The sequence below is a fragment of the Nakamurella endophytica genome (genome assembly GCF_014646215.1).
Taxonomy (GTDB): domain Bacteria; phylum Actinomycetota; class Actinomycetes; order Mycobacteriales; family Nakamurellaceae; genus Nakamurella; species Nakamurella endophytica.
This window is the reverse complement of the sequence record NZ_BMNA01000001.1, coordinates 727291-745875: the sequence shown is the minus strand read 5'-3', so window position 1 is coordinate 745875 and position 18585 is coordinate 727291. Positions and strand designations below refer to the sequence as shown.

The 18585-nt window shown below is 73.2% G+C and carries 24 protein-coding genes; 11 read left to right on the top strand and 13 right to left on the bottom strand.

The window, feature by feature from the left end:
* Positions 1–92: 92 nt before the first annotated feature.
* On the top strand, positions 93–896 hold the full coding sequence (locus IEY37_RS03290) for an alpha/beta hydrolase family protein (protein WP_188940001.1): 804 nt from the start codon (positions 93–95) through the stop codon (positions 894–896).
* Positions 897–960: 64 nt separating this feature from the next.
* On the opposite strand, the gene IEY37_RS03285 is transcribed toward IEY37_RS03290, so the two are convergent.
* The 3 genes from IEY37_RS03285 to IEY37_RS03275 all read right to left on the bottom strand — a co-directional run bounded on the left by IEY37_RS03285 (position 961) and on the right by IEY37_RS03275 (position 3288).
* The gene (locus IEY37_RS03285) at positions 961–1134 is read right to left on the bottom strand and encodes a hypothetical protein (protein WP_188940000.1); all 174 of its coding nucleotides are present in this window, start codon (positions 1132–1134) and stop codon (positions 961–963) included.
* Between the two features lie 143 nt (positions 1135–1277).
* Positions 1278–2651 carry an alkaline phosphatase gene (gene phoA / locus IEY37_RS03280; protein WP_229673701.1) on the bottom strand — a complete coding sequence of 458 codons (1374 nt, stop codon included), beginning with the start codon at positions 2649–2651 and terminating at the stop codon, positions 1278–1280.
* A 175-nt stretch (positions 2652–2826) separates the two neighbouring features.
* Positions 2827–3288 (bottom strand): PPOX class F420-dependent oxidoreductase, encoded by a 462-nt coding sequence (locus tag IEY37_RS03275; protein ID WP_188939999.1) that lies wholly within the window; start codon positions 3286–3288, stop codon positions 2827–2829.
* A 134-nt stretch (positions 3289–3422) separates the two neighbouring features.
* Between IEY37_RS03275 and IEY37_RS03270 the strand changes: the two genes are divergently transcribed.
* Positions 3423–3710, top strand: coding sequence for a DUF427 domain-containing protein (locus IEY37_RS03270; protein ID WP_188939998.1), 288 nt, complete (start codon positions 3423–3425; stop codon positions 3708–3710).
* A gap of 18 nt (positions 3711–3728) precedes the next feature.
* Positions 3729–3932 carry a hypothetical protein gene (locus IEY37_RS03265; RefSeq protein WP_188939997.1) on the top strand — a complete coding sequence of 68 codons (204 nt, stop codon included), beginning with the start codon at positions 3729–3731 and terminating at the stop codon, positions 3930–3932.
* Here IEY37_RS03265 and IEY37_RS03260 read toward each other — a convergent pair.
* Genes IEY37_RS03260 through IEY37_RS03250 form a run of 3 tightly spaced genes read right to left on the bottom strand, consistent with a single transcriptional unit; the run spans position 3898 to position 5197 of the window.
* Entirely contained in the window at positions 3898–4377 is a 480-nt protein-coding gene (locus IEY37_RS03260) for a YybH family protein (RefSeq protein WP_188939996.1), read from the bottom strand. The two genes, IEY37_RS03265 and IEY37_RS03260, sit on opposite strands and share 35 nt — an antisense overlap.
* Positions 4374–4826 carry an SRPBCC family protein gene (locus tag IEY37_RS03255; protein WP_188939995.1) on the bottom strand — a complete coding sequence of 151 codons (453 nt, stop codon included), beginning with the start codon at positions 4824–4826 and terminating at the stop codon, positions 4374–4376. The genes IEY37_RS03260 and IEY37_RS03255 overlap by 4 nt, the downstream gene beginning before the upstream one ends.
* Entirely contained in the window at positions 4823–5197 is a 375-nt protein-coding gene (locus tag IEY37_RS03250; protein ID WP_188939994.1) for an ArsR/SmtB family transcription factor, read from the bottom strand. The genes IEY37_RS03255 and IEY37_RS03250 overlap by 4 nt, the downstream gene beginning before the upstream one ends.
* Before the next feature lie 114 nt (positions 5198–5311).
* Between IEY37_RS03250 and IEY37_RS03245 the strand changes: the two genes are divergently transcribed.
* Positions 5312–5674, top strand: coding sequence for an MmcQ/YjbR family DNA-binding protein (locus IEY37_RS03245; protein ID WP_188939993.1), 363 nt, complete (start codon positions 5312–5314; stop codon positions 5672–5674).
* Positions 5671–6066 carry a hypothetical protein gene (locus IEY37_RS03240; protein WP_229673699.1) on the top strand — a complete coding sequence of 132 codons (396 nt, stop codon included), beginning with the start codon at positions 5671–5673 and terminating at the stop codon, positions 6064–6066. Before IEY37_RS03245 ends, IEY37_RS03240 begins: the two co-directional genes overlap by 4 nt.
* A gap of 7 nt (positions 6067–6073) precedes the next feature.
* Here IEY37_RS03240 and IEY37_RS03235 read toward each other — a convergent pair whose 3' ends face one another.
* The 6 genes from IEY37_RS03235 to paaZ are packed head-to-tail and all read right to left on the bottom strand — an operon-like array spanning position 6074 to position 11940.
* Entirely contained in the window at positions 6074–7120 is a 1047-nt protein-coding gene (locus IEY37_RS03235) for a 2Fe-2S iron-sulfur cluster-binding protein (RefSeq protein WP_188939992.1), read from the bottom strand.
* Positions 7121–7123: 3 nt separating this feature from the next.
* On the bottom strand, positions 7124–7654 hold the full coding sequence (gene paaD, locus IEY37_RS03230; RefSeq protein WP_229673697.1) for a 1,2-phenylacetyl-CoA epoxidase subunit PaaD: 531 nt from the start codon (positions 7652–7654) through the stop codon (positions 7124–7126).
* Positions 7648–8517 carry a 1,2-phenylacetyl-CoA epoxidase subunit PaaC gene (gene paaC, locus IEY37_RS03225; protein ID WP_188940203.1) on the bottom strand — a complete coding sequence of 290 codons (870 nt, stop codon included), beginning with the start codon at positions 8515–8517 and terminating at the stop codon, positions 7648–7650. Before paaC ends, paaD begins: the two co-directional genes overlap by 7 nt.
* Positions 8518–8573: 56 nt before the next feature.
* Positions 8574–8939 carry a 1,2-phenylacetyl-CoA epoxidase subunit PaaB gene (paaB, locus tag IEY37_RS03220; RefSeq protein ID WP_188939991.1) on the bottom strand — a complete coding sequence of 122 codons (366 nt, stop codon included), beginning with the start codon at positions 8937–8939 and terminating at the stop codon, positions 8574–8576.
* The gene (paaA, locus tag IEY37_RS03215) at positions 8936–9913 is read right to left on the bottom strand and encodes a 1,2-phenylacetyl-CoA epoxidase subunit PaaA (RefSeq protein WP_188939990.1); all 978 of its coding nucleotides are present in this window, start codon (positions 9911–9913) and stop codon (positions 8936–8938) included. Before paaA ends, paaB begins: the two co-directional genes overlap by 4 nt.
* A complete protein-coding gene (paaZ, locus tag IEY37_RS03210; protein WP_188939989.1) occupies positions 9910–11940 on the bottom strand; it encodes a phenylacetic acid degradation bifunctional protein PaaZ in 2031 nt (676 codons plus the stop codon). The genes paaA and paaZ overlap by 4 nt, the downstream gene beginning before the upstream one ends.
* A gap of 183 nt (positions 11941–12123) precedes the next feature.
* Between paaZ and IEY37_RS03205 the strand changes: the two genes are divergently transcribed.
* Both IEY37_RS03205 and IEY37_RS03200 read left to right on the top strand, forming a co-directional pair.
* Positions 12124–12714, top strand: a complete 591-nt coding sequence (locus IEY37_RS03205; protein ID WP_188940202.1) for a TetR/AcrR family transcriptional regulator — start codon at positions 12124–12126, stop codon at positions 12712–12714.
* A 55-nt stretch (positions 12715–12769) separates the two neighbouring features.
* Positions 12770–12958, top strand: coding sequence for a hypothetical protein (locus tag IEY37_RS03200; RefSeq protein WP_188939988.1), 189 nt, complete (start codon positions 12770–12772; stop codon positions 12956–12958).
* Between the two features lie 45 nt (positions 12959–13003).
* Here IEY37_RS03200 and IEY37_RS03195 read toward each other — a convergent pair whose 3' ends face one another.
* A complete protein-coding gene (locus tag IEY37_RS03195) occupies positions 13004–13759 on the bottom strand; it encodes an HNH endonuclease family protein (RefSeq protein ID WP_229673691.1) in 756 nt (251 codons plus the stop codon).
* 274 nt (positions 13760–14033) lie between these two features.
* On the opposite strand from IEY37_RS03195, the gene IEY37_RS03190 reads away from it, so the two are divergent.
* The 4 genes from IEY37_RS03190 to IEY37_RS03175 all read left to right on the top strand — a co-directional run bounded on the left by IEY37_RS03190 (position 14034) and on the right by IEY37_RS03175 (position 18530).
* Positions 14034–15251, top strand: coding sequence for an ROK family transcriptional regulator (locus tag IEY37_RS03190; RefSeq protein ID WP_188939987.1), 1218 nt, complete (start codon positions 14034–14036; stop codon positions 15249–15251).
* Positions 15248–16198 carry a carbohydrate ABC transporter permease gene (locus IEY37_RS03185; protein WP_188939986.1) on the top strand — a complete coding sequence of 317 codons (951 nt, stop codon included), beginning with the start codon at positions 15248–15250 and terminating at the stop codon, positions 16196–16198. Before IEY37_RS03190 ends, IEY37_RS03185 begins: the two co-directional genes overlap by 4 nt.
* Positions 16191–17018 (top strand): carbohydrate ABC transporter permease, encoded by an 828-nt coding sequence (locus IEY37_RS03180; RefSeq protein WP_188939985.1) that lies wholly within the window; start codon positions 16191–16193, stop codon positions 17016–17018. The genes IEY37_RS03185 and IEY37_RS03180 overlap by 8 nt, the downstream gene beginning before the upstream one ends.
* Before the next feature lie 93 nt (positions 17019–17111).
* Positions 17112–18530 (top strand): ABC transporter substrate-binding protein, encoded by a 1419-nt coding sequence (locus IEY37_RS03175; protein WP_229673689.1) that lies wholly within the window; start codon positions 17112–17114, stop codon positions 18528–18530.
* Positions 18531–18585 lie beyond the last annotated feature (55 nt).

The window sequence follows — 18585 nt, the reverse complement described above, 5'->3', positions numbered from 1 at the left end:
GCACGGACTGGTGATTCCGTGCAGTCCGCGCCCCGGTGTGCGGTGCCACTGTCGTCCGGACCGAACACGGATCGTGGGCCGAGGAGACAGACGTGGACGCGCCGACCTGGACACCGTCGGGAGTGCGGTTGCGGGCCGCGCGCCGCAACCCTGGGACGACGGACTGGCTGTTCCTGCCGGGCGGGCCGGGCATCGGCTCGGAGAGCCTGGCCGAGCTGGTGGACGTCGTCGACGTCCCCGGCACCAGCTGGCTCGTCGATCTGCCCGGCGACGGCTCGAACGTCGACGCGCCCGGCGCTCCACCGGACCCGTACGCCCTGTGGCCGGGCGTCTTCCGGGAGGAGGTCGACGCGGTGCGCGAGCCCGTGTGCGTCGGTCACTCCACGGGCGGCGAGTACCTGCTGTCCGTGCCGTCGCTGGAGCGATCCATCCGCGGTCTCGCCCTCGTCGACACCGCCCCCGACGCCCGGTGGATGCCGGTGTACGAGGCCATGACCCGGGCCGCCCCCCTGCCGGGGGTCACCGCAGCGGCGGAGCGGTACGTCGAGGACCCCTCCGACGCCCGGCTCGCCCGGGTGGCGGTCGAGTCGGCGCCGTGGAACTTCACCGCGGCCGGCCTGGAGGCCGGTCGTGCGCTGCTGGGCCGGATGCCCTACAACCGGCGTGCCGTCGACTGGTCCGACCGGCATTTCGACCGCACCTACACCGCCGCCTGGTGGCCCGCGTCGCTGCCGACGCTGGTCCTCGGCGGGGGAGCGGACCGGATCGTCACCCAGACCCTGTGGACGACGAGCGTTTCCACGGGGATCACGTGCTGCACCGGACCGTCCCCGGAGCCGGGCACTGGCCGTGGATCGACCGTCCCTCGGCCGTCCGCGAGGCGTTCGCCGAGCTGACCGACCGCATCCTGCGGGGCGGCGGGCTCCCGCGCCGGTGACCCCGGCACCGCGGGCCGCGGGATCAGTCGGGGCCCAGGACCGTGGACTGCGCCGCGGCGGCGCGGTCGTCCGGCGGATCGGCAAGCGTCGCCTGGTCGCCCGGGCCCGCGGACGGGTCGTCCGCCCGGACGGGATCGTCCGGCCCGGAGGCCTCCACGTCGTCGAAGTCAGGGTTGTCGGCCGGATCAGCGGTCATGACGGTCCTCTCGTCGTAGTGGCGTGTTCCCCCAGCAGTTCCCGGCGGTCGGCGGGACAGTCGGCGGAACGAGCGGTGGCCCGCCTTCCCGGAGGGAGGCGGGCCACCGCAGGAGCGCCGGTCGCCCGGCGAACCCTCTCGGGTCAGGCGCGGACGCCGAGCGCCCGCGTCATGGTGCAGAACAGCGCGGTCTGGTCCGTGACCCCCAGCACGTTGGCGGCCTGGGGTCCCTTGGCGGCGATCCGCACCTGGGTGCCGGTGTGCTGCTGCGAGCCGGACACGGCCGTGGCGTAGCTGATGGTCATCTCGGCGTCGTCGGCGGTGATCACCGACGCGGTGACGCCCGCGGTGGTGCTGCCGGCCTCGACGATCTGGCTGGTGTGCCCGTGGTCCGCGGTCACCACGACGAGGGTGTCCGGGTTGCGCTTCTGGTACGACAGCGCCACCGCCACGGCCTTGTCGAACTCCAGGGTCTCGCCGATCTGGCCGCACGGGTTGGCCGCGTGGTCCTGCTTGTCGATCGAGGCTCCCTCGATCTGCAGGAAGAAGCCCTTGCTGCGGCCGCGGGACTGCTTGTCCAGGGTCGAGATCGCCATCGTGGCCATCGAGGACAGGTGCGGCTGGGCCTTGTCCCGGGCGGTGTTCACCGCGCACCGGGCCGGGGCGGTCCCGGTGCGGGTCGGCGTCGGGCCCACCAGCTCCAGGTCGAGATTGCCGGGAGCGAAGGTGCCGAGCACCGGCCGGTAAGGGTTGACCCGGCTCAGCTGGCCGGCGTCGGTGACCACCTGGTACCCCGCGGCCCTGGCCTGGTCCAGCACCGTCCGCCCGGCGAAGCGGCCGGCGGTCACGGTCTCCTGGAAGTACTGGCGACCGCCGCCGAGCAGCACGTCCGGGCGGGTCTGCACGAGCTGCTCGGAGATCGAGCCGGCGCCGCCGTTCTCCTTGGCGTTGGCCGGGCACAGCTCGGAGGTGGCCGACGGGCCTTTGCAGTCCCGGTCGACGACGTGGGCACCGAGCACCGCGGGCGTCGCGTCCTGCAGCTCGGCGGTGGTGACGTCGCCGGTGCGGTAGCCGGCGCGCTTGGCCAGCTCCAGCACGGTGGCCACCGAGCGGCCGTCGGGCAGCACACTGATCGCGCCGTTGTAGGTCTTGTGCCCGGTCGCCCAACCGGTTCCGGACGCGGCGGAGTCGGTGACGTAGTCGGGCTTGGATGGGCGGTCACGCTGCACGGAGTAGGTCGTGTAGGCGCCGGTCAGCGGCAGGGTGTCCATGGCCAGCCGGCCGGCGGCACCCTTGCCGTAGTTCCGCGCGATGGTGATCTCCGAGTCGCCCATGCCGTCACCGATCAACAGGATGACGTTGCGCGCCGTGCCGCCGATGACCGCGGCCCGTGCCGCGTTGGTCCGGTCGCTGTGCGACGACGCCGTCACCGCGACCGCCACGCCGCTGCCGCCCAGCACCAGCGTCGCCGCCGCGACGACGCCGATCCGGCGGATCATCCGTGTTCTCTGGGTCATCTCACTCCTCGCCACCGGCCCCGCCCGGGTGGTCCCGAGCGCCCAGGGGCCACGGAGGAGTGAACGGGCCGCTGGTGTACCGGGCGCGGGCACCGGGTGAACACAGGGCGGGGCTCAGGTAAGGAGCGCGTAAAGCCTGCGGCGGGTCGACGGTCCCGGGCGCGGGTGACGCCGCTCAGCCGAATCGGGCCGGGAACCCGCCGGTGGCGACGGGCGACCACCGGTCCGGGGTGACCCGGATCAGGCACTTGCCCTGGTCGACCATCGCCTGCCGGTACTCGGCCCAGTCGGGGTGCTCGCCGGAGACGGCGCGGAAGTAGTCGACCAGCGGTTCGACCGCGTCCGGCAGGTCGACCACCTCGGCGGCGCCGTCGACCTGCACCCAGGCGCCGCCGAAGTCGTCGGACAGCACCAGCACCGACGCCCGACCGGTGCGCCGGACGTTGACCGACTTGGCGCGCTCCGGGTAGCTGGCCACCACGACCCGACCCTCGGCGTCGATGCCGGCGGTCACCGGCGACGCCTGGACGCTGCCGTCCCGGCGCGTCGTCAGGAGCACCATGTGGTGACGCGGCCGGGCGAAGTCCAGCAGACCCGCCCGGTCGACCGTCGTGGTGGTGGCGATGGTCCTCGGCATGGTCCTCCTGTCGCGGGTGTCCGGCCACCCTACGCAGGCGGAATCCCCGGACCCGCTCCGGCGTTGCCGCTGTCAGACGGCGCCGCTCCGGGCGCCGCCCACGAGGTGACCGACGGACGAGCGGAGGACCGGCGATGGCGACAGCGACCTGGAACGGCACGGTGATCGCGCAGAGCGACGACACCGTCGTCGTGGAGGGCAACCACTACTTCCCGCGGGAGTCCATCGCCCAGGGCGTGACCTTGGCGGCGAGTGACACCCACACCGTCTGCCCGTGGAAGGGCACGGCGTCCTATTACACGGTCGAGGTCGGCGGCGCCGCGAACCCGGACGCCGCCTGGTACTACCCCGAGCCCAAGCCGGCCGCGCAGGAGATCACCGACCGGATCGCGTTCTGGCACGGGGTCACCGTCACCGACTGACGTCGATAGGCTGCCGGCGTGCCCCGCGAACCGCTGAGCCGCCGGCAGGCCTCGACCGACCGCCTGCTCGCGGCGGTGATCTACGTGGTGTCCGGGCTGTTCGTCGGTGTGGCGGTCGGCATCGCCACCGGCAGCGGCTGGCTGTGGACCGGGATCGGGCTCGTCGTCGGCGTCGCGGTGGCGGCGTTCATGGACCGGCGGGGTCGGCGCCCGACGGGCTGAGCCCGTCCTCGGTCGACGCGTCCGGGTGCAGCGAGAGCAGTGCGCGCCCCGTCGCCGGGTCGAACGGCACCGACTCGTGGTCGTGCACGATCCGCCAGCGACCGTCGACGCGGCGGCAGCCCAGCGTCGCCCGTACCCACATGTCGACCTCGTCGCCACCGCGCAGCCGGCCGCCGACGTGGTACAGGAACGAGCAGAAGCCGACGTCCGCGTCCGCGGTGACCTCGACGTCCCGGACCGAGTAGTCGATCGGCCCGTCGTAGCCGTCGAACCACTCCTGCAGGTGCCGGACCATCGGGCCGGTGCCGCGGGCCCGCAGCGGCGGCAGCACGTCGAAGGACAGCACGTCCGTCACCGGCCGCCCGGCGAGCGTGGCCACGTCCCGGTCCCGGACGGCCCGCACCCGCTCGTCGACCAGCGCCCGGAGCTCGTCCTCGGCGGTCACGACTGCCCCTGCAGCACGGTGTCGAGGCGGTCGAGCTGCGCCGCCGTGCCGGTGCGGCGGGAAGCCGCGGAATCCAGACCGTCCAGGTACGCGCCCTGTTCGGTGTAGGTCAGCCGGGTGCCGCCGGCGGTGCTGTCCAGCTCCACGGTGGCGACGGACACCGAGATCCGCCGGCCGTCCACGGTCATCTCGTAGGTCGTGACGATCCGCCGGCCGTCGACGATGTCCCGGTACTGCGCGTCGTAGGTGTAGATCGGCCGGACATCCGCCGGCGTGCGGAAGGTCTCCCGACCACCGACCCGGAAGTCGCTGCGATAGTCCGGATCCGGGGCACCGGACAGGTCGAACCACCGCACCTTCACCGCGGGGTCGGCCCACGCGGCGAAGACCCGGTCGGGCGGGTGCGGGTAGTCGCGCTGCACGGTCCAGGTGTCGTGCTCGACGGTCATGTCAGGGGTCCTTGCTCCCGGTCGTGCCGGGTGGTCGATGTCGGTCGGGGCTGCTCGTCCAGGACCGTGCCCAGCCGGTCCAGCCGGCGTTCCCACGTGGTGCGCCGGTCGGCGAGCCACTGCTCGGTGGCCCGCAGGGCGTCGGCGTCGATGGAGCACGTCCGCACCCGGCCGGTCTTGCGGGTCCGGACGAGCCCGCTGGACTCGAGGACCTGGACGTGCTGCACCACCGCCGCGAGCGTCATCCGCAGCGGGGCGGCGAGCTGGCTCACCGTCGCCGGCCCGTCCACCAGCCGGTCGAGCATCTGGCGGCGGCCGGCGTCGGCCAGGGCCCGGAACCGGAGGTCCAGCACGGCCAAATGGTCAAGCATGTACTTGACTATAGTGGCGGCCGCGCCGGCGTCAACCGGTGGCGGCGACGTCCTGCGGTGCGGGGGATGCGGAACCCGGTTGCCGACCGCCGCCGTCCCCGCGACGATCGCGGCATGCCGTCGATGCGCGACCAGGCCAGGTCCGTGGCGCTCGGGTTTCCCGAGGTGACCGAGGACCACCCCTGGGAGGACGACCGGGTGGTCAAGGTCCGGAAGAAGATCTTCTTGTTCCTCGGCGCCGACCATGCCGCCGACGAGGCCCGGATCGGCGTGAAGCTCACCGACTCGCTGGAGCAGGCGCTGGGGTTCGACGGTGTGGAGCCGTCCCGGTACGGGCTGGGCCGGCACGGCTGGGTGACCGTTGCGCAGGACGGCTCGGTGCCCGTCGAACTCGTGCTGGACTGGGTGGAGGAGAGCTACCGCACCGTCGCCCCGGCGACCCTGGTCCGGCAGCTCGACGCGGGTGTCGACCGGTGAACCCGGATCCGGGCGCCGCTGGACCGGCCGACGGGAGTGTCGAGATCGCCGGCCGCCGCAAGGGACAGCCCGCCCCGCCGCACATCGTCTGGCGGTCGCTGACCGACCCGCACGAGCCGGGTACCCGGCCCTGGCTGTCGTTGCGGGACGACGAGGTCGAACCGGTGATCCTGTCCGCGACCTCTCCGGTCGAGGTGGTCTGGTCGTCGATCTTCCCGCAGCGCCCGGACGACCGGATCCGCTTCCAGCTGGCGCCCGACGGATACGGCACCCTGCTGACCTGGAGCCTGACCGTCGCGGCGGACGACCTGCCCGACGCCGGCCACGTCGGCCACGCCCGGTACCGGCTGAACCAGCTCGTCAACGCCGAGCTCCGGTACAGCTACGGGTGAGGGCGGGTCAGGCGTCGAAGTCGACGGTCACCTGGTCGGAGACCGGCTCGGACTGGCAGGTGAGCACGTACCCCCGGTCCGTCTCGGCCGGCTCCAGGGCGAAGTTGCGTCGCATGTGCACCTGACCGCCGGTCAGCAGCGCCCGGCAGGTGCCGCACACGCCGCCGCGGCAGGCGAACGGCAGGTCGGGCCGGACCCGTTGCGCGGCATCGAGGATCGTCGTCCCGGCCGGCACGGTCAGGCTGCTGCTGCGACCGTCGAGCACGACGGTCGCGCGGCTGCCGCCGGCCGGTGCGGTGACCGGGTGCTGCGCCACCGGCGGCGGCTGGTCCTCGACGAAGAACAGCTCCCGGTGCACCCGTTCCGCTGCGACGCCCAGCTCACCGAGCACCGCCTGCGCGTCGGCGACCAGGCCGTAGGGACCGCACAGCCACCAGTGGTCCACCTCGGCCGGCTGGACCGTGGCCGGGACCAGCAGCCGCAGCTTCGCCGCGTCGAGACGGCCGGAGAACAAGGGGACCTCGTGCGGCTCGCGGGAGAGCACGTGCACCACCTGGACGCGGGTGGGATAGCGGTCCTTGAGGTCGCACACCTCGTCGGCCAGCATCACGCTCCAGGCGGCGCGGTTGCCGTAGAGCAGGGTGACGCGGGCGTCGGCCGACCCGGCCAGCACGGTCGCGGCGATCGACAGCACGGGGGTGATGCCGGAGCCGGCGGCGATCGCGACGTGCCGGCCCCCGACGGCCGGGTCCACGGTGAAGGTGCCGGTGGGTGGCTGCACTTGCAGGACGTCGCCGGGCCGGAGCCGGTGCACCAGGGTGCCGGAGACCCGGCCCCCGTCGACGGTGCGGACGGCGATCCGCGGCGCGGCACCGGCCGGGGAGCAGAGCGAGTACGACCGGCGTTCGTCGCCGATCCGGACGGTCAGGTGCTGCCCGGCCCGGTGGCGGAAGGTGTCGGCCAGAGCGGCCGGGACGGCGAGGGTGACCGCGGCGGAGTCGTCGGTGAGCCGGTCGACGGCGGCCACGGTCAGGGCGTGGAACGGGGCGCGCACCGGCTACACCGCCCGGACGGCTTCGAACGGCTCGCCGCAGGCGCGGCAGCGGTGCAGCCCGCGACAGGCCGCCGAGCCCCAGGCCGACGTCCGCACCGTGTGCCGGGAGCCGCAGCGCGGGCAGACCGCCGGCGCGGGCGGCCGCAGGTCCAGGTCCACCGTGCGCGAGCCGTCTCCGGTCGGCGCCGTCGCCGGACGGTCCGGCGGGGCGATGCCGGCGCCGGCCAGCGCCCGTCGGCCCCGCTCGGTGATCCAGTCGGACGTCCACGGCGGGGCCGGCTGCAGCACCACCCGCACCTCGCCGAGCCCCGCGGCGCGCAGTGTCCGTCCGGTCGCGGCGAGGATCTCGGCGGTCGCCGGGCAGCCGGCGAACGTCGGGGTCACCGTCACCTCGAGACCCGCGTTTCCGCAGGTGATCCCGCGGACCACCCCGAGGTCGACGATCGAGATGGCCGGCATCTCCGGGTCGGCGACGCCTGCCAGCACCTCCCACGCGCGCTGCTCGACCGGCGTCGTCGCGGGGCCGGTCACCACGAGGCCCCAGGATGTGCACGCGCGACGCTCTGCAACTCGTCGATCATCTCGGCGAAGTCGGGGCCGTGGTGGCCGTCGCGGCCGGCGCCGGTCGCCGGTCCGGGGGGCGGTCCGTCGACGCCCGCCCGGTCGAGCACGCCGGAGAGCGCGTCCTCGACGGCGTCGCGGACCGCGGCAGCCGGGACGGCGACACCGGGCAGCCGCGCGACGACCGGCGGATCCCGGTACAGCTCGCCGCGCAGCGGCCACAGCCGGTCCACCGCCGCCTGCATGCGCCGGTGGGAGAGCTCGGTACCGCGGCCCAGCCGGACCACCCACAGCGCGGCGTGCTCGCGGTGGTAGCGCAGCTCGGTGGCGGCTGAGGCGGCGATCGCCGCCAGCACCGGATCGGCGCCGTGGCGCAGCTCGAGGCACACGGCCTGGCGCCAGGTCGCCAGCAGCAGCACCCGGGCCACGAGCTCGGCGAAGTCGGCGTCCCGGTGGTCGGCCAGCGGGACGCTGAGGAACTCGTGCGGCGCGCGCCAGTACGCCAGGTCGTCCTCCGAGCGGCCGCTGCCGTCCGCCGTCCCGGAGCGGGTGAGCAGCCGGCGTGCCTGGCCGAGGAGGTCGAGTGCGATGTTCGCGATCGCGGTCTCCTCCTCCAGCTCGGGCGCGCGGGTGACCCACTCCTGCAGCCGCTGGCTGTGCACCAGCGCGTCGTCGCCGAGCATCCGGCAGTACATCGCCAGCGCGCCGCCGTCGATCCCGGCGGGGACGCGGGTGTCCACCCCGGCGAGCGGATCGGTGAAGCCCGTGCCGAACGCCCACCGCCCGTCGTCGGTCTCGTGCACCAGATCGGCGTACACGGCGAGATCGTCGGCCAGGTCGTCGGCCGGTCCGGCCGGTCCGGCCGGTCCGGCACCGTGGGGCTGGGGAGCGGTCACAGGTGCGGCACGTCCTCGGGCAGCCGGTAGAACGTCGGGTGGCGGTAGGCCTTGTCGCCGGACGGCGCGAAGAACGGATCCCGCTCGTCCGGGCTGCTGGCGGTGATCGCCGCCGCCGGCACCACCCAGATGCTGACCGCCTCGTTCCGGCGGGTGTAGAGGTCGCGGGCGTGGTGCAGCGCCAGTTCCGCGTCCGCCGCGTGCAGCGAGCCGACGTGCACGTGGTTGAGGCCGCGCCGTCCACGGAGGAAGACCTCCCAGAGCGGCCAGTCGGCGCGGACCGGGCCCGGGGCCGGCTCCACCGGGACACCGTCGGTCGGCACGGCGCCGTGCCCGCCCTCGGCCGTCCATCCCGCGGTCACGGTGACACCGCTGCAGCAGCAGCCTGTCCCGCCGCGTAGGCGGTGGCGGCTTCGCGCACCCAGGCGCCCTCGTCGTGGGCCGCCCGCCGGCGAGCGAGTCGCTCCGCGTTGCACGGGCCGCGGCCGGCCACCACCTCGGCGAACTCGGCCCAGTCGACGGCGCCGAAGTCGTGGTGTCCCCGCTCGGCGTTCCAGCGCAGCTCCGGGTCGGGCAGCGTCACGCCCAGCCGCTCGGCCTGCGGCACCGTCATGTCGACGAACCGCTGCCGGAGCTCGTCGTTGGTGTGCCGCTTGACGCCCCAGGCCATCGACCGCGCCGAGTTCGGGGAGCGGTCGTCGGGCGGCCCGAACATCATCAGGGCCGGCCACCAGAAGCGGTCCACCGATTCCTGCACCATCGCCCGCTGCGCGTCGGTGCCGGCCATCAGGGTCAGCAGCAGCTCGTAGCCCTGGCGCTGGTGGAACGACTCCTCCTTGCAGATCCGCACCATCGCCCGGGCGTAGGGACCGTAGGAGGACCGGCACAGCGGGACCTGGTTGCAGATGGCGGCGCCGTCCACCAGCCAGCCGATCGTCCCGACGTCCGCGTAGCTCGGGGTCGGGTAGTTGAAGATCGACGAGTACTTCTGCTGCCCGGCCAGGAGTTTCGCCGTCAGGTCGGCTCGGTCGGCGCCCAGGGTCTCGGCCGCCGCGTACAGGTACAGCCCGTGCCCGGCCTCGTCCTGCACCTTGGCCAGCAGGATCGACTTGCGGCGCAGCGACGGCGCGCGGGTGATCCACGCGCCCTCCGGCTGCATGCCGATGATCTCGGAGTGGGCGTGCTGGGCGACCTGCCGGATCAGCGTGCGGCGGTACTCCTCGGGCATCCAGTCGCGCGGCTCGACGCGCCGGTCGCGCGCCACCGTCTCCTCGAAACGGTCCCGCAGGGTCCCGGTCTCCACCGGGTCCGCCGGTGTCGGTGTCACCGCGGTCATGCCGGCTCCTTGGCGACCAGGGTCAGCACGTCGTAGGTCGCCGCGATCTCGCCGTCCTGCTTGGTGACGACGGCGTCCCAGCACACCTCGCCGTGGTCGGCGTCCGCGCGGGCCGAGAGCGCCTTGCACGTCAGGGTCACCGTCAGCGCGTCACCGGGGTACACCGGTGTGCGGAAGCGCAGGTGTTCGAGGCCGTAGTTGGCCAGCACCGGGCCGGGCGCCGGGTCGACGAACAGCCCCGCCGCGAGCGAGAGCACCAGGTACCCGTGCGCGACGATCCCGTCGAAGAACGGGTTGGCCGCCGCCGCCGCCGGGTCGGTGTGGGCGTAGAACCGGTCCCCGGTCAGCTCCGCGAAGCGCTGCACGTCCTGCTCGGTGACCGTGCGCGGGCCGGCCTTCAGGCAGTCGCCGATCCGCAACTCGCGCAACGACTTCCGGAACGGATGCGGCGGCTCCGGGTGTTGCGGAGCGCCAGCCACCCAGCGACCGGTGACAGCGGCGAGCGTGGCCGGGGTTCCCTGGAGGGCCGTCCGGCGCAGGTGCTGCAGCACGGCCCGGATGCCGCCGAGTTCCTCGCCGCCGCCCGCGCGGCCGGGGCCGCCGTGCACCAGCGTCGGCAGCGGCGAGCCGTGACCGGTGGACTCGGCCGCGTCGTCGGGATCGAGCACCAGCACCCGGCCGTGCCAGGGCGCGCAGCCCAGGACCACCGCCCGCGCGACCTCCGGGTCCGCGGTGACCACCGAGGCGACCAGGCTGCCCCGGCCGCGGGCGGCCAGCTCGACCGCGGCATCGACGCCGCGGTAACCGACGATCGTGCTGACCGGGCCGAACGCCTCGACCTCGTGCGGCTCCGGCCGGTCGGCCGATCCGGCCCGCAGCAGCAGCGGTGAGACGAAGGCGCCGCGGTCCGCGTCGGCCCCGACGACGGCGACCCCGTCGGGGTCACCGAAGACCACGACGGCGCCGGTCCGCAGGGCCTTGACGGAACGGCGGACCTCCTCGCGCTGCTCGAGCGACGCCAGCGGACCCATGCCGACCTCGCGGTCGCGGGGGTCGCCGACGCTGATCCGGGACAGCCGGTCGGCCGCCGCGTCCGCCACCGCGTCGACGAGGTGCTCCGGGACCAGGGCCCGGCGGATGGCGGTGCACTTCTGGCCGGCCTTGACGGTCATCTCGGTGACCAGCTGGCCGACGTACAGGTCGAACACCTCGGACCCGGGCTCGGCGTCGGGGCCGAGCACCGAGCAGTTGAGCGAGTCGGCCTCGGCGTGGAACCGCACGCCGCGGCCGACCACGACGGGGTGGGTGCGCAGCCGGGCGGCCGTCGCGGCCGAGCCGGTGAACCACACAGAGTCCTGCTCGCCCAGCTGGTCGAGCAGGTCGCCGGCCTCACCGGCCAGCAGCTGGAGCGAGCCGTCGGGCAGAATGCGTGCGGCGTCGACGATCTCGACCAGCCGCGCGGTCAGGTAGGCGGTGCTCACGGCCGGCTTGACGATGCTGGGCACACCGGCGAGCAAGGCCGGTGCCAGCTTCTCCAGCGGCCCCCAGACCGGGAAGTTGAAGGCGTTGATCTGCACGGCGACGCCGGGCGGCGAGGTCAGCACGTGCTGCCCGGCGAAACTGCCGCCGCGGCTCAGCATCTCGACCGCGCCGTCGGTCGCGACGGTGTCGTCGGGCAGCTCCCGCCGGCCCCGGCTGCCGTAGGACAGCAGGGCCCCGATGCCGCCGTCGACGTCGAAGCGGGCGTCGGCGCGGGTGGCGCCGGCCCTGGCGGAGAGCTGGTACAGCTCGTCGCGGTGGTCGCGCAGGTGGAGCCCGAGCTGCTTGAGCAGCGCGGCCCGCTGGTGGAAGGTCAACGCGCGCAGCGCAGGGCCGCCGACGGACCGGCCGTACTGCACCATCCCGCCCCGATCGATCCCGCGGGCGGACACCGAGGTGACCCGCTCCCCGGTGACCGCGTCCAGGACGGGCCTGCCGTCGTCGTCGGGGGCGACCCAGCGCCCGGCGACCAGACTGCGCAACGGCATCGGCGCTCCCTTGCGTCCGAATAACTGACCGACCGTTCGGTAATCACGATAGCGTGGCCGGTGGTCGGCGGCCAGACCCAGGGACGGGAGTGCTCGGTGGACGACGCCAGGGGCGGGAGGTCGGGACGGTTCGGTCCGCCCGCCGCGCCGGGGACGGCCGTCGTGGCAGCTGCCCGCCCTGCGGTGCACCGACCGCGGCGTGGTCGTCCGGGGCACGACCTGGATGCGGTGCTCGATGCGTCCGTCGCGCTCTTCAACGAGCGGGGTTTCGACCGCACCAGTGTCGCCGACGTCGCCGCCCGGCTGAACGTCGGCAAGTCGGCGCTGTACCACCACGTGCCCGGCAAGGACGCCTTGCTGGGGTTGGCGCTGGACCGCGCCCTCTCCGGCCTCGAGGCCGTCGCGGACGCGGTCCGGACAGCGGACGCCGACCCTGCGGAGCGGCTGCGGCTCCTGGTGTCCGGCAGCGTGCACGTGCTGGTCGAGCGGCTGCCCTACGTCACGCTGCTGCTGCGGGTCCGCGGCAACACCGACGTCGAGCGGGCGGCGCTGGAGCGTCGGCGCCGGTTGGACCGGCTGGCGGCCGACCTGGTGCGGGAGGCGGTCGCGGCCGGGCGGCTGCGTCCGGACCTGGAGCCGCGCACGACGGCCCGGCTGCTGTTCGGGACGGTGAACTCCCTGGCCGAGTGGCTCCGGCCGGGGGATAGTGGGGATGTGGCCGCGCTCGCGGACCGGGTCGTCGGCATGGTCTTCGACGGCCTCCGGCCGCGGTGATCACCGGGGTGCGACCGCAGGGACCGGCACGGACCGGCAGGGAGGTGACGCTTCGGTGGCGGATCGCCGGCTGGACCTGCGGTGCCGGTGGGGGCTGCACGACCTGCAGGACTTCCCGGACCCCAACCCCGAGTCGGGCGGACTGGAGAAGCAGGGCTACCGGGCGTGCTCGCGGTGCCCGAAGGTCAAGGACGCCAAGGCGTACCTGCCGCCGTACGGGCTCGGCGCCGGTTACCGCCGCTGAACCGGCGGCGCGAGCGCGGGATCGTCGCCGGCACGGCCCGCCGGGTCAGCCGCGCGGCGGCGGAATGGTCGTGGCCGCCACCGTCGGCACCCCTCGCCCTGGGCAGCCGGCGAGGACCCGGCGCAGCGCGTCGCCCTCCGCGGGCGTCACCCACAACCCGTAGCGCTGCTTCACGGCCACCTGCCGGGCCGCGTACAGGCAGCGCGCCTGGGTCAGCGGCGGAAGCCAGGTGGCCGCGTCGCCGTCGCCCTTGTCCTGGTTGACCTGGCCGGCCACCGCCAGGAGGTTCAACGGGTCGTTGGCCAGCTCCGCGCGGCGCTCGACGGACAGCTGCTGCGCGCCGGTGCGCCAGGCGTCGCCCAGTGCCACCACGTGGTCGATCTGCACGTCGGGGCTGGTGTCCGGGCCGCGGTGGAACAGCACCGTGCCGCCGGTGTACGGGTCGACGAGGACGCCGGACACGGCGACGCAGCCCCCGGTGCCAGGTTTCAGCGCCAGGTCCTCGAGGTCCCGCCGGAGCACGTCCTCCCGGGTGTCGCACCCGTTGTGGCCGCCGTCCACCGCGACGTCGTCGGTCCAGGACTCGCCGAACGCCGCGCGCCGGTAGCCCGCCCCGGAGGCGCGGTCCTGGACCCGGAGCCCGTCGAGGACGTCCATGGCCATCGCCGGATGTTCCGGGAAGGGCGCTCCGCTCCCCGAGCTGGGGGAGTCGGCGCGCGAGGGACCGAAGCAGCCGGCCGACACCAGGCCGGCGACGGCCACCGCGACCAGCGGGTGGACGAGGCGGCGACGGCGGGACACGCGGGCAGCATCGCATCCGGGGTCGTCCTGCCGTGCTGCTTCGCACCCAGTGCCGTCGGTGGCGGCGCCGCGCCGCGGAGGGACGGGGACCCGGCTCGCGCGGGGTCCTCCGGTCGCTCGCTCCCGCCCACCATGACTCGTGCTGCGACGAAGCCGATCTCGATGGGACGTCGACCGGTCGGATAGAGGTCACGATCCGATCACGGTGCTGGACGGCAGAATCTTCGGAGGTTAACTTACCGCCGAAGTAAGTCGATGAGGACGGAGGTGGCCGGTGCGGGGACGCGCGACGGTCGACCGCGGCGGGCTGCTGCCGTCGGCGATCCTGGCCCTACTGGGTTCCAGAGGGTCGGCGTCCCGGGCGGACCTGGCCCGGATCCTGAACGTCAGCTCGGCCACGGTCACCCAGGTGACCAAGGTGCTGCTGGCCCGGGGATTGATCGCCGAGCTCGACGTCACGCCGTCCCAGGGCGGGCGGCCCGCCACGCAACTGGGTCTCGTCCGGTCGGCCGGCCACGCCGTCGGCGTCAAGATCACGCCCGACCACGTCGGGGTGGTACAGGTCGAGTTGGACGGCACACTCGGCGCACCGAGCCTGTTCCCGTTCGATCCCGGCTCGCCCGGCTGCATCGACGAGCTCGCGGCGACGCTGCGCCAGCGGATCGGGGAGATGAGCGGCGGGCTGCTCGGCGTGGGTGTCGGTGTCCCGGGCGCCGTCGACGCGCAGGACTCCGGCATCGTCAGGGCGCCCACCCTCGGCTGGTCCGAGATGCAGGTGGGTCCGCTGCTGCGCGGCCAGCTCGGCGTCCCGGTGCTGGTCGAGAACGACGTCAACACCCTGGCTGTCGCGGACCGGCTCTACGGCCTCGGCGAGGACTTCAACACCTACATCGTCGTGACCATCGGCCGCGGGATCGGCTGCGGGGTGGTCATCGACGGATCCATCTACCGCGGCGCCTTCGGGGCGGCAGGCGAGATCGGGCACACGATCGTCGACCTGAACGACGACCAGGTGTGCGAGTGCGGTTCCACGGGGTGCGTCGAGGCGACCATCGGCGACGAGGGCCTGCTGCGCGCGGCGCGCCGGGCCGGCGTGGTCGGGGACGGCGACACGGTGGCCGAGCTGGTGGCCGCCGCGGACGCCGGGGACACCGCGGCGCGGGCGCTGTACGCCCGCGCCGGCCGACTGCTGGGTGCCGCGCTGTCCGGGGTCGTGCACACGGTGGATCCGGAAGTGATCATCCTGTCCGGGGAGGGCATCTCGGCGTGGCCGCACTGGGAGGCCGGCTTCCGGGAGATGTTCCGGCGGCACCTGCTCCCGCGGTGGCGCAGCATCCCGTTCCTGGTCGAGCAGTGGGACGAGACCAAGTGGATGCTGGGCGCGGCCAGCCTGGTGCTGACGACGCCGTTCGACACCGTCGGGGTGGGCGGGTCCCAGGGTCGCCTGGTCCGGGACCGGTTGCAGCGCAACGGCTCGATGGTGACCGCATGACCCTCGTCCAGGCGGCGCCGCCGCCGTCGACGGCCGCCGCCGACGCGGTGCCCGCGGCGCCGCGGGGCAGGCGCCGCGGAGGCCTGCGGAACCTCGGATGGGTGCTGTTCTTCCTGCTGCCGAGCGCCGTCCCGTTGCTGCTGTTCACCTTCGTGCCGATGGTCGGGTCGCTGTGGGTGAGCCTGCACCGGTGGAACCTGATCTCGTCCCCGAAGTGGGTCGGGCTGGCCAACTACGAGCGGCTGCTCAAGGATCCGCAGACCCTCAAGGTCTTCCTGCACACCGTGGCGTACATCGCCGGGTACCTGCCGCTGGTCTACGTCGGTGGCCTGGCGTTGGCGGTCGCGCTGAATCAGCGGATGCGTGGCCGGTCCTTCTTCCGGGCGGCCATCTTCCTGCCCGTGGTGACGAGCTGGGTGGTGGTCGCGCTGCTGTGGCAGTGGTTGCTCAACCCGGCCAACGGCCTGGTCAACCACGTGCTGGCGGCCCTGCACCTGCCGACACCGGGCTGGTGGACCGATCCGGACTGGGCCATCCCGTCGGTGATCCTGGCCTCGGCGTGGAAGGACCTGGGCTTCGTCATGGTCATCCTGCTCGCCGGGCTGCAGGCGATCCCGTCGGACCTGTACGAGGCCGCCACCGTCGACGGCGCCTCGGGTTGGCAGCGGTTCCGCAGGATCACCCTGCCGCTGCTGTCGCCGTCCACCTTCTTCGTCGTCGTCATCTCGCTGATCAACGGTTTCCAGGTCTTCGACCAGGTGTTCGTGATGACCGGCGGGGGACCGGAACAGTCCAGCCAGGTCGTGGTGGGACAGATCTACAACCTGACGTTCCGCTACGGGCGCGCGGGCGACGCCTCGGCCCTGTCCTGGCTGCTGTTCGTGGTCATCCTGGTGATCACGGCGATCCAGCTGCGGGTGCAGCGGCGGTGGGTGACCAATGCATGAACAGACCCGGTCGCCCGCCCGCCGTGCCGGGCTCTACGGGCTGCTGTCCGTCGCAGCGTTCGTCATGCTGTTCCCGTTCCTGTGGACGGTGGTGACCTCGCTGACCGCCGGGGGCAACCTCGGCGACGGTCCCACGCTGTGGATCAAGAACCCCACTCTCGACGCGTACCGGACGCTGCTGTCGGCGCTGCCGATGTGGCGGGTGACCGTCAACTCCTTCGCGGTGGCGGTGGTGTCCACCCTGGCGCAGCTGGTCACCGGTGCGATGGCGGCGTATGCCTTCTCCCGCCTGCAGTTCCGCGGGAAGGGACTGGTCTTCGGCGTCTACCTGGCGACGCTGATGGTGCCGCTGCAGGTGCTCGTCGTGCCCCTGTTCATCGAGATGAAGACGTTCAGCCTGCAGGACACCTACTTCGCCCTGCTGGCTCCGTCGTTCGCGTCGGCGTTCGGCATCTTCCTGGTCAAGCAGGCCATCGACGGGGTGCCGCGCGAACTCGACGAGGCGGCCACCATCGACGGCGGCAGCCACCTGCGGATCTTCGCGACCATCATCCTGCCGCTGGTCCGGCCCGCCCTCGCGACACTGGCCATCTTCGCCTTCATGGGCAGCTGGAACTCGTTCCTCTGGCCGCTGGTGGTCATCCGCTCGCCCGAGTTCATGACGCTCCCACTGGGACTGTCGACGCTGCACGGCCAGTACACGACCCAGTGGAACGTGGTCATGGCGGGCAGCGTGTTCTCGATCATCCCGATCGCCGTGCTGTACCTGGTCGCCCAGCGACACATCATCACCGGCCTCGCCCACACCGGCCTGAAGTAGTCCGCACCACGTCGCGTCCGGCCCGTGCCGGCGCGCGCCGTCCCACCGTCCCTGCACCCGCCGGCACGCCCGCCGGACCGAGAGGAACCGTCCATGAAGCGCTCATCCGCCGTCGGCTGGCTCGCCGTCGGCTGCACCGCACTCACCGTGCTCGCCGCCTGCTCGCAGGGCTCCGCCACCGCCGGGTCCAACTCCAGTTCCAGTTCGAGCTCCACGGAATCCGGCTCCACGGCTGCGAGCTCCGCGGACGCGAGCACGGCGGACGCCGGCACGACCGCCGGCTCGACCGCCGGGGGCTCGGGATCCCCGTCGACCGCCGCGTCGTCGTCGGCACCGTCCAGCTCGTCCTCCGCGCCGGCGGGCAACACCACGATCACCTACATGGACTTCTCCGCCAGCGGCGGGCACGAGAAGGACCTGCAGAAGATCGTCGACGGCTTCCAGAAGGAGAACCCCGGCATCACGGTGAAGGTCCAGAACGTCGCGTACGCCGACTACTTCACCAAGCTGCAGACGGCGGTCGCGGGCGGGACGGCCGCCGACGCGTTCGAGCTGGACTACCAGAACTTCATCAGCTACGCCGACAACGGTGCCCTCGCCGAGCTGTCCGGGGTCGACCGCAGCGTCTACCGCACCTCGCTCTACGACGCCTTCACCATGGACGGCAAGCAGTTCGGCCTGCCGGAGTCCTTCAGCGACGTGGTGCTGTTCTATAACAAGACCCTGTTCGCCAAGGCCGGCGTGCCGTTGCCGACCAGCTCGTGGACGTGGGCCGACGAGAAGGCGGCGGCGCAGAAGCTGACCGACAAGTCGGCCAAGGTCTGGGGCGACTACCAGCCGATCACCTACAACGAGTTCTACAAGGCGCTGGCGCAGTCGGGCGGCCAGTTCTTCAACGCCGACAAGTCCGAGGCGACGTTCAGCTCGCAGCAGGGCACCGAGGCGGCCGACTGGCTGATCGGCAAGTCGGGGACCGTGATGCCCACCGTCGCGGAAGGGGCGGGCACGCCGGACTTCGACACGAACCTGTTCAAGTCCGGGAAGTTGGCCATGTGGCACACCGGCATCTGGATGTTCAGCGCGATGGCCGACGCCCCGTTCGACTGGGACGTCGTCGTCGAGCCGGGCAACACCACCAAGGCGTCGGCGATGTTCGCCAACACGGTGGCGGTGTCGGCGAGCAGCAAGAACCAGGCCGCCGCGCAGAAGTGGCTGCAGTACCTGACCGCCTCGGACACCGCCGTCTCGACCCGGCTGGCCGCGTCCTGGGAGCTGCCGCCGATCGCCGACGACGCCAAGCTGGCCACGTACCTCAAGGCGGGCAAGCCGGCCAACCGCAAGGCGGTCTTCGACGCGCTGGAGAAGACCGTGCTGGCACCGGTGATCACCAACCAGCAGGAGATGCAGGACGACGTCAACGACGCGCTGACCGCGGCCGCGGCGGGCCGCACGCCCGTGGACAAAGCGCTCTCGGACGCGCAGTCCAAGGTGACCGCCCTGCTGGGTGGCTGAACCCGGCCCGCATCGACAGATCCGCTCCCGCCCCGACGCACCCCGACCGAGGTCC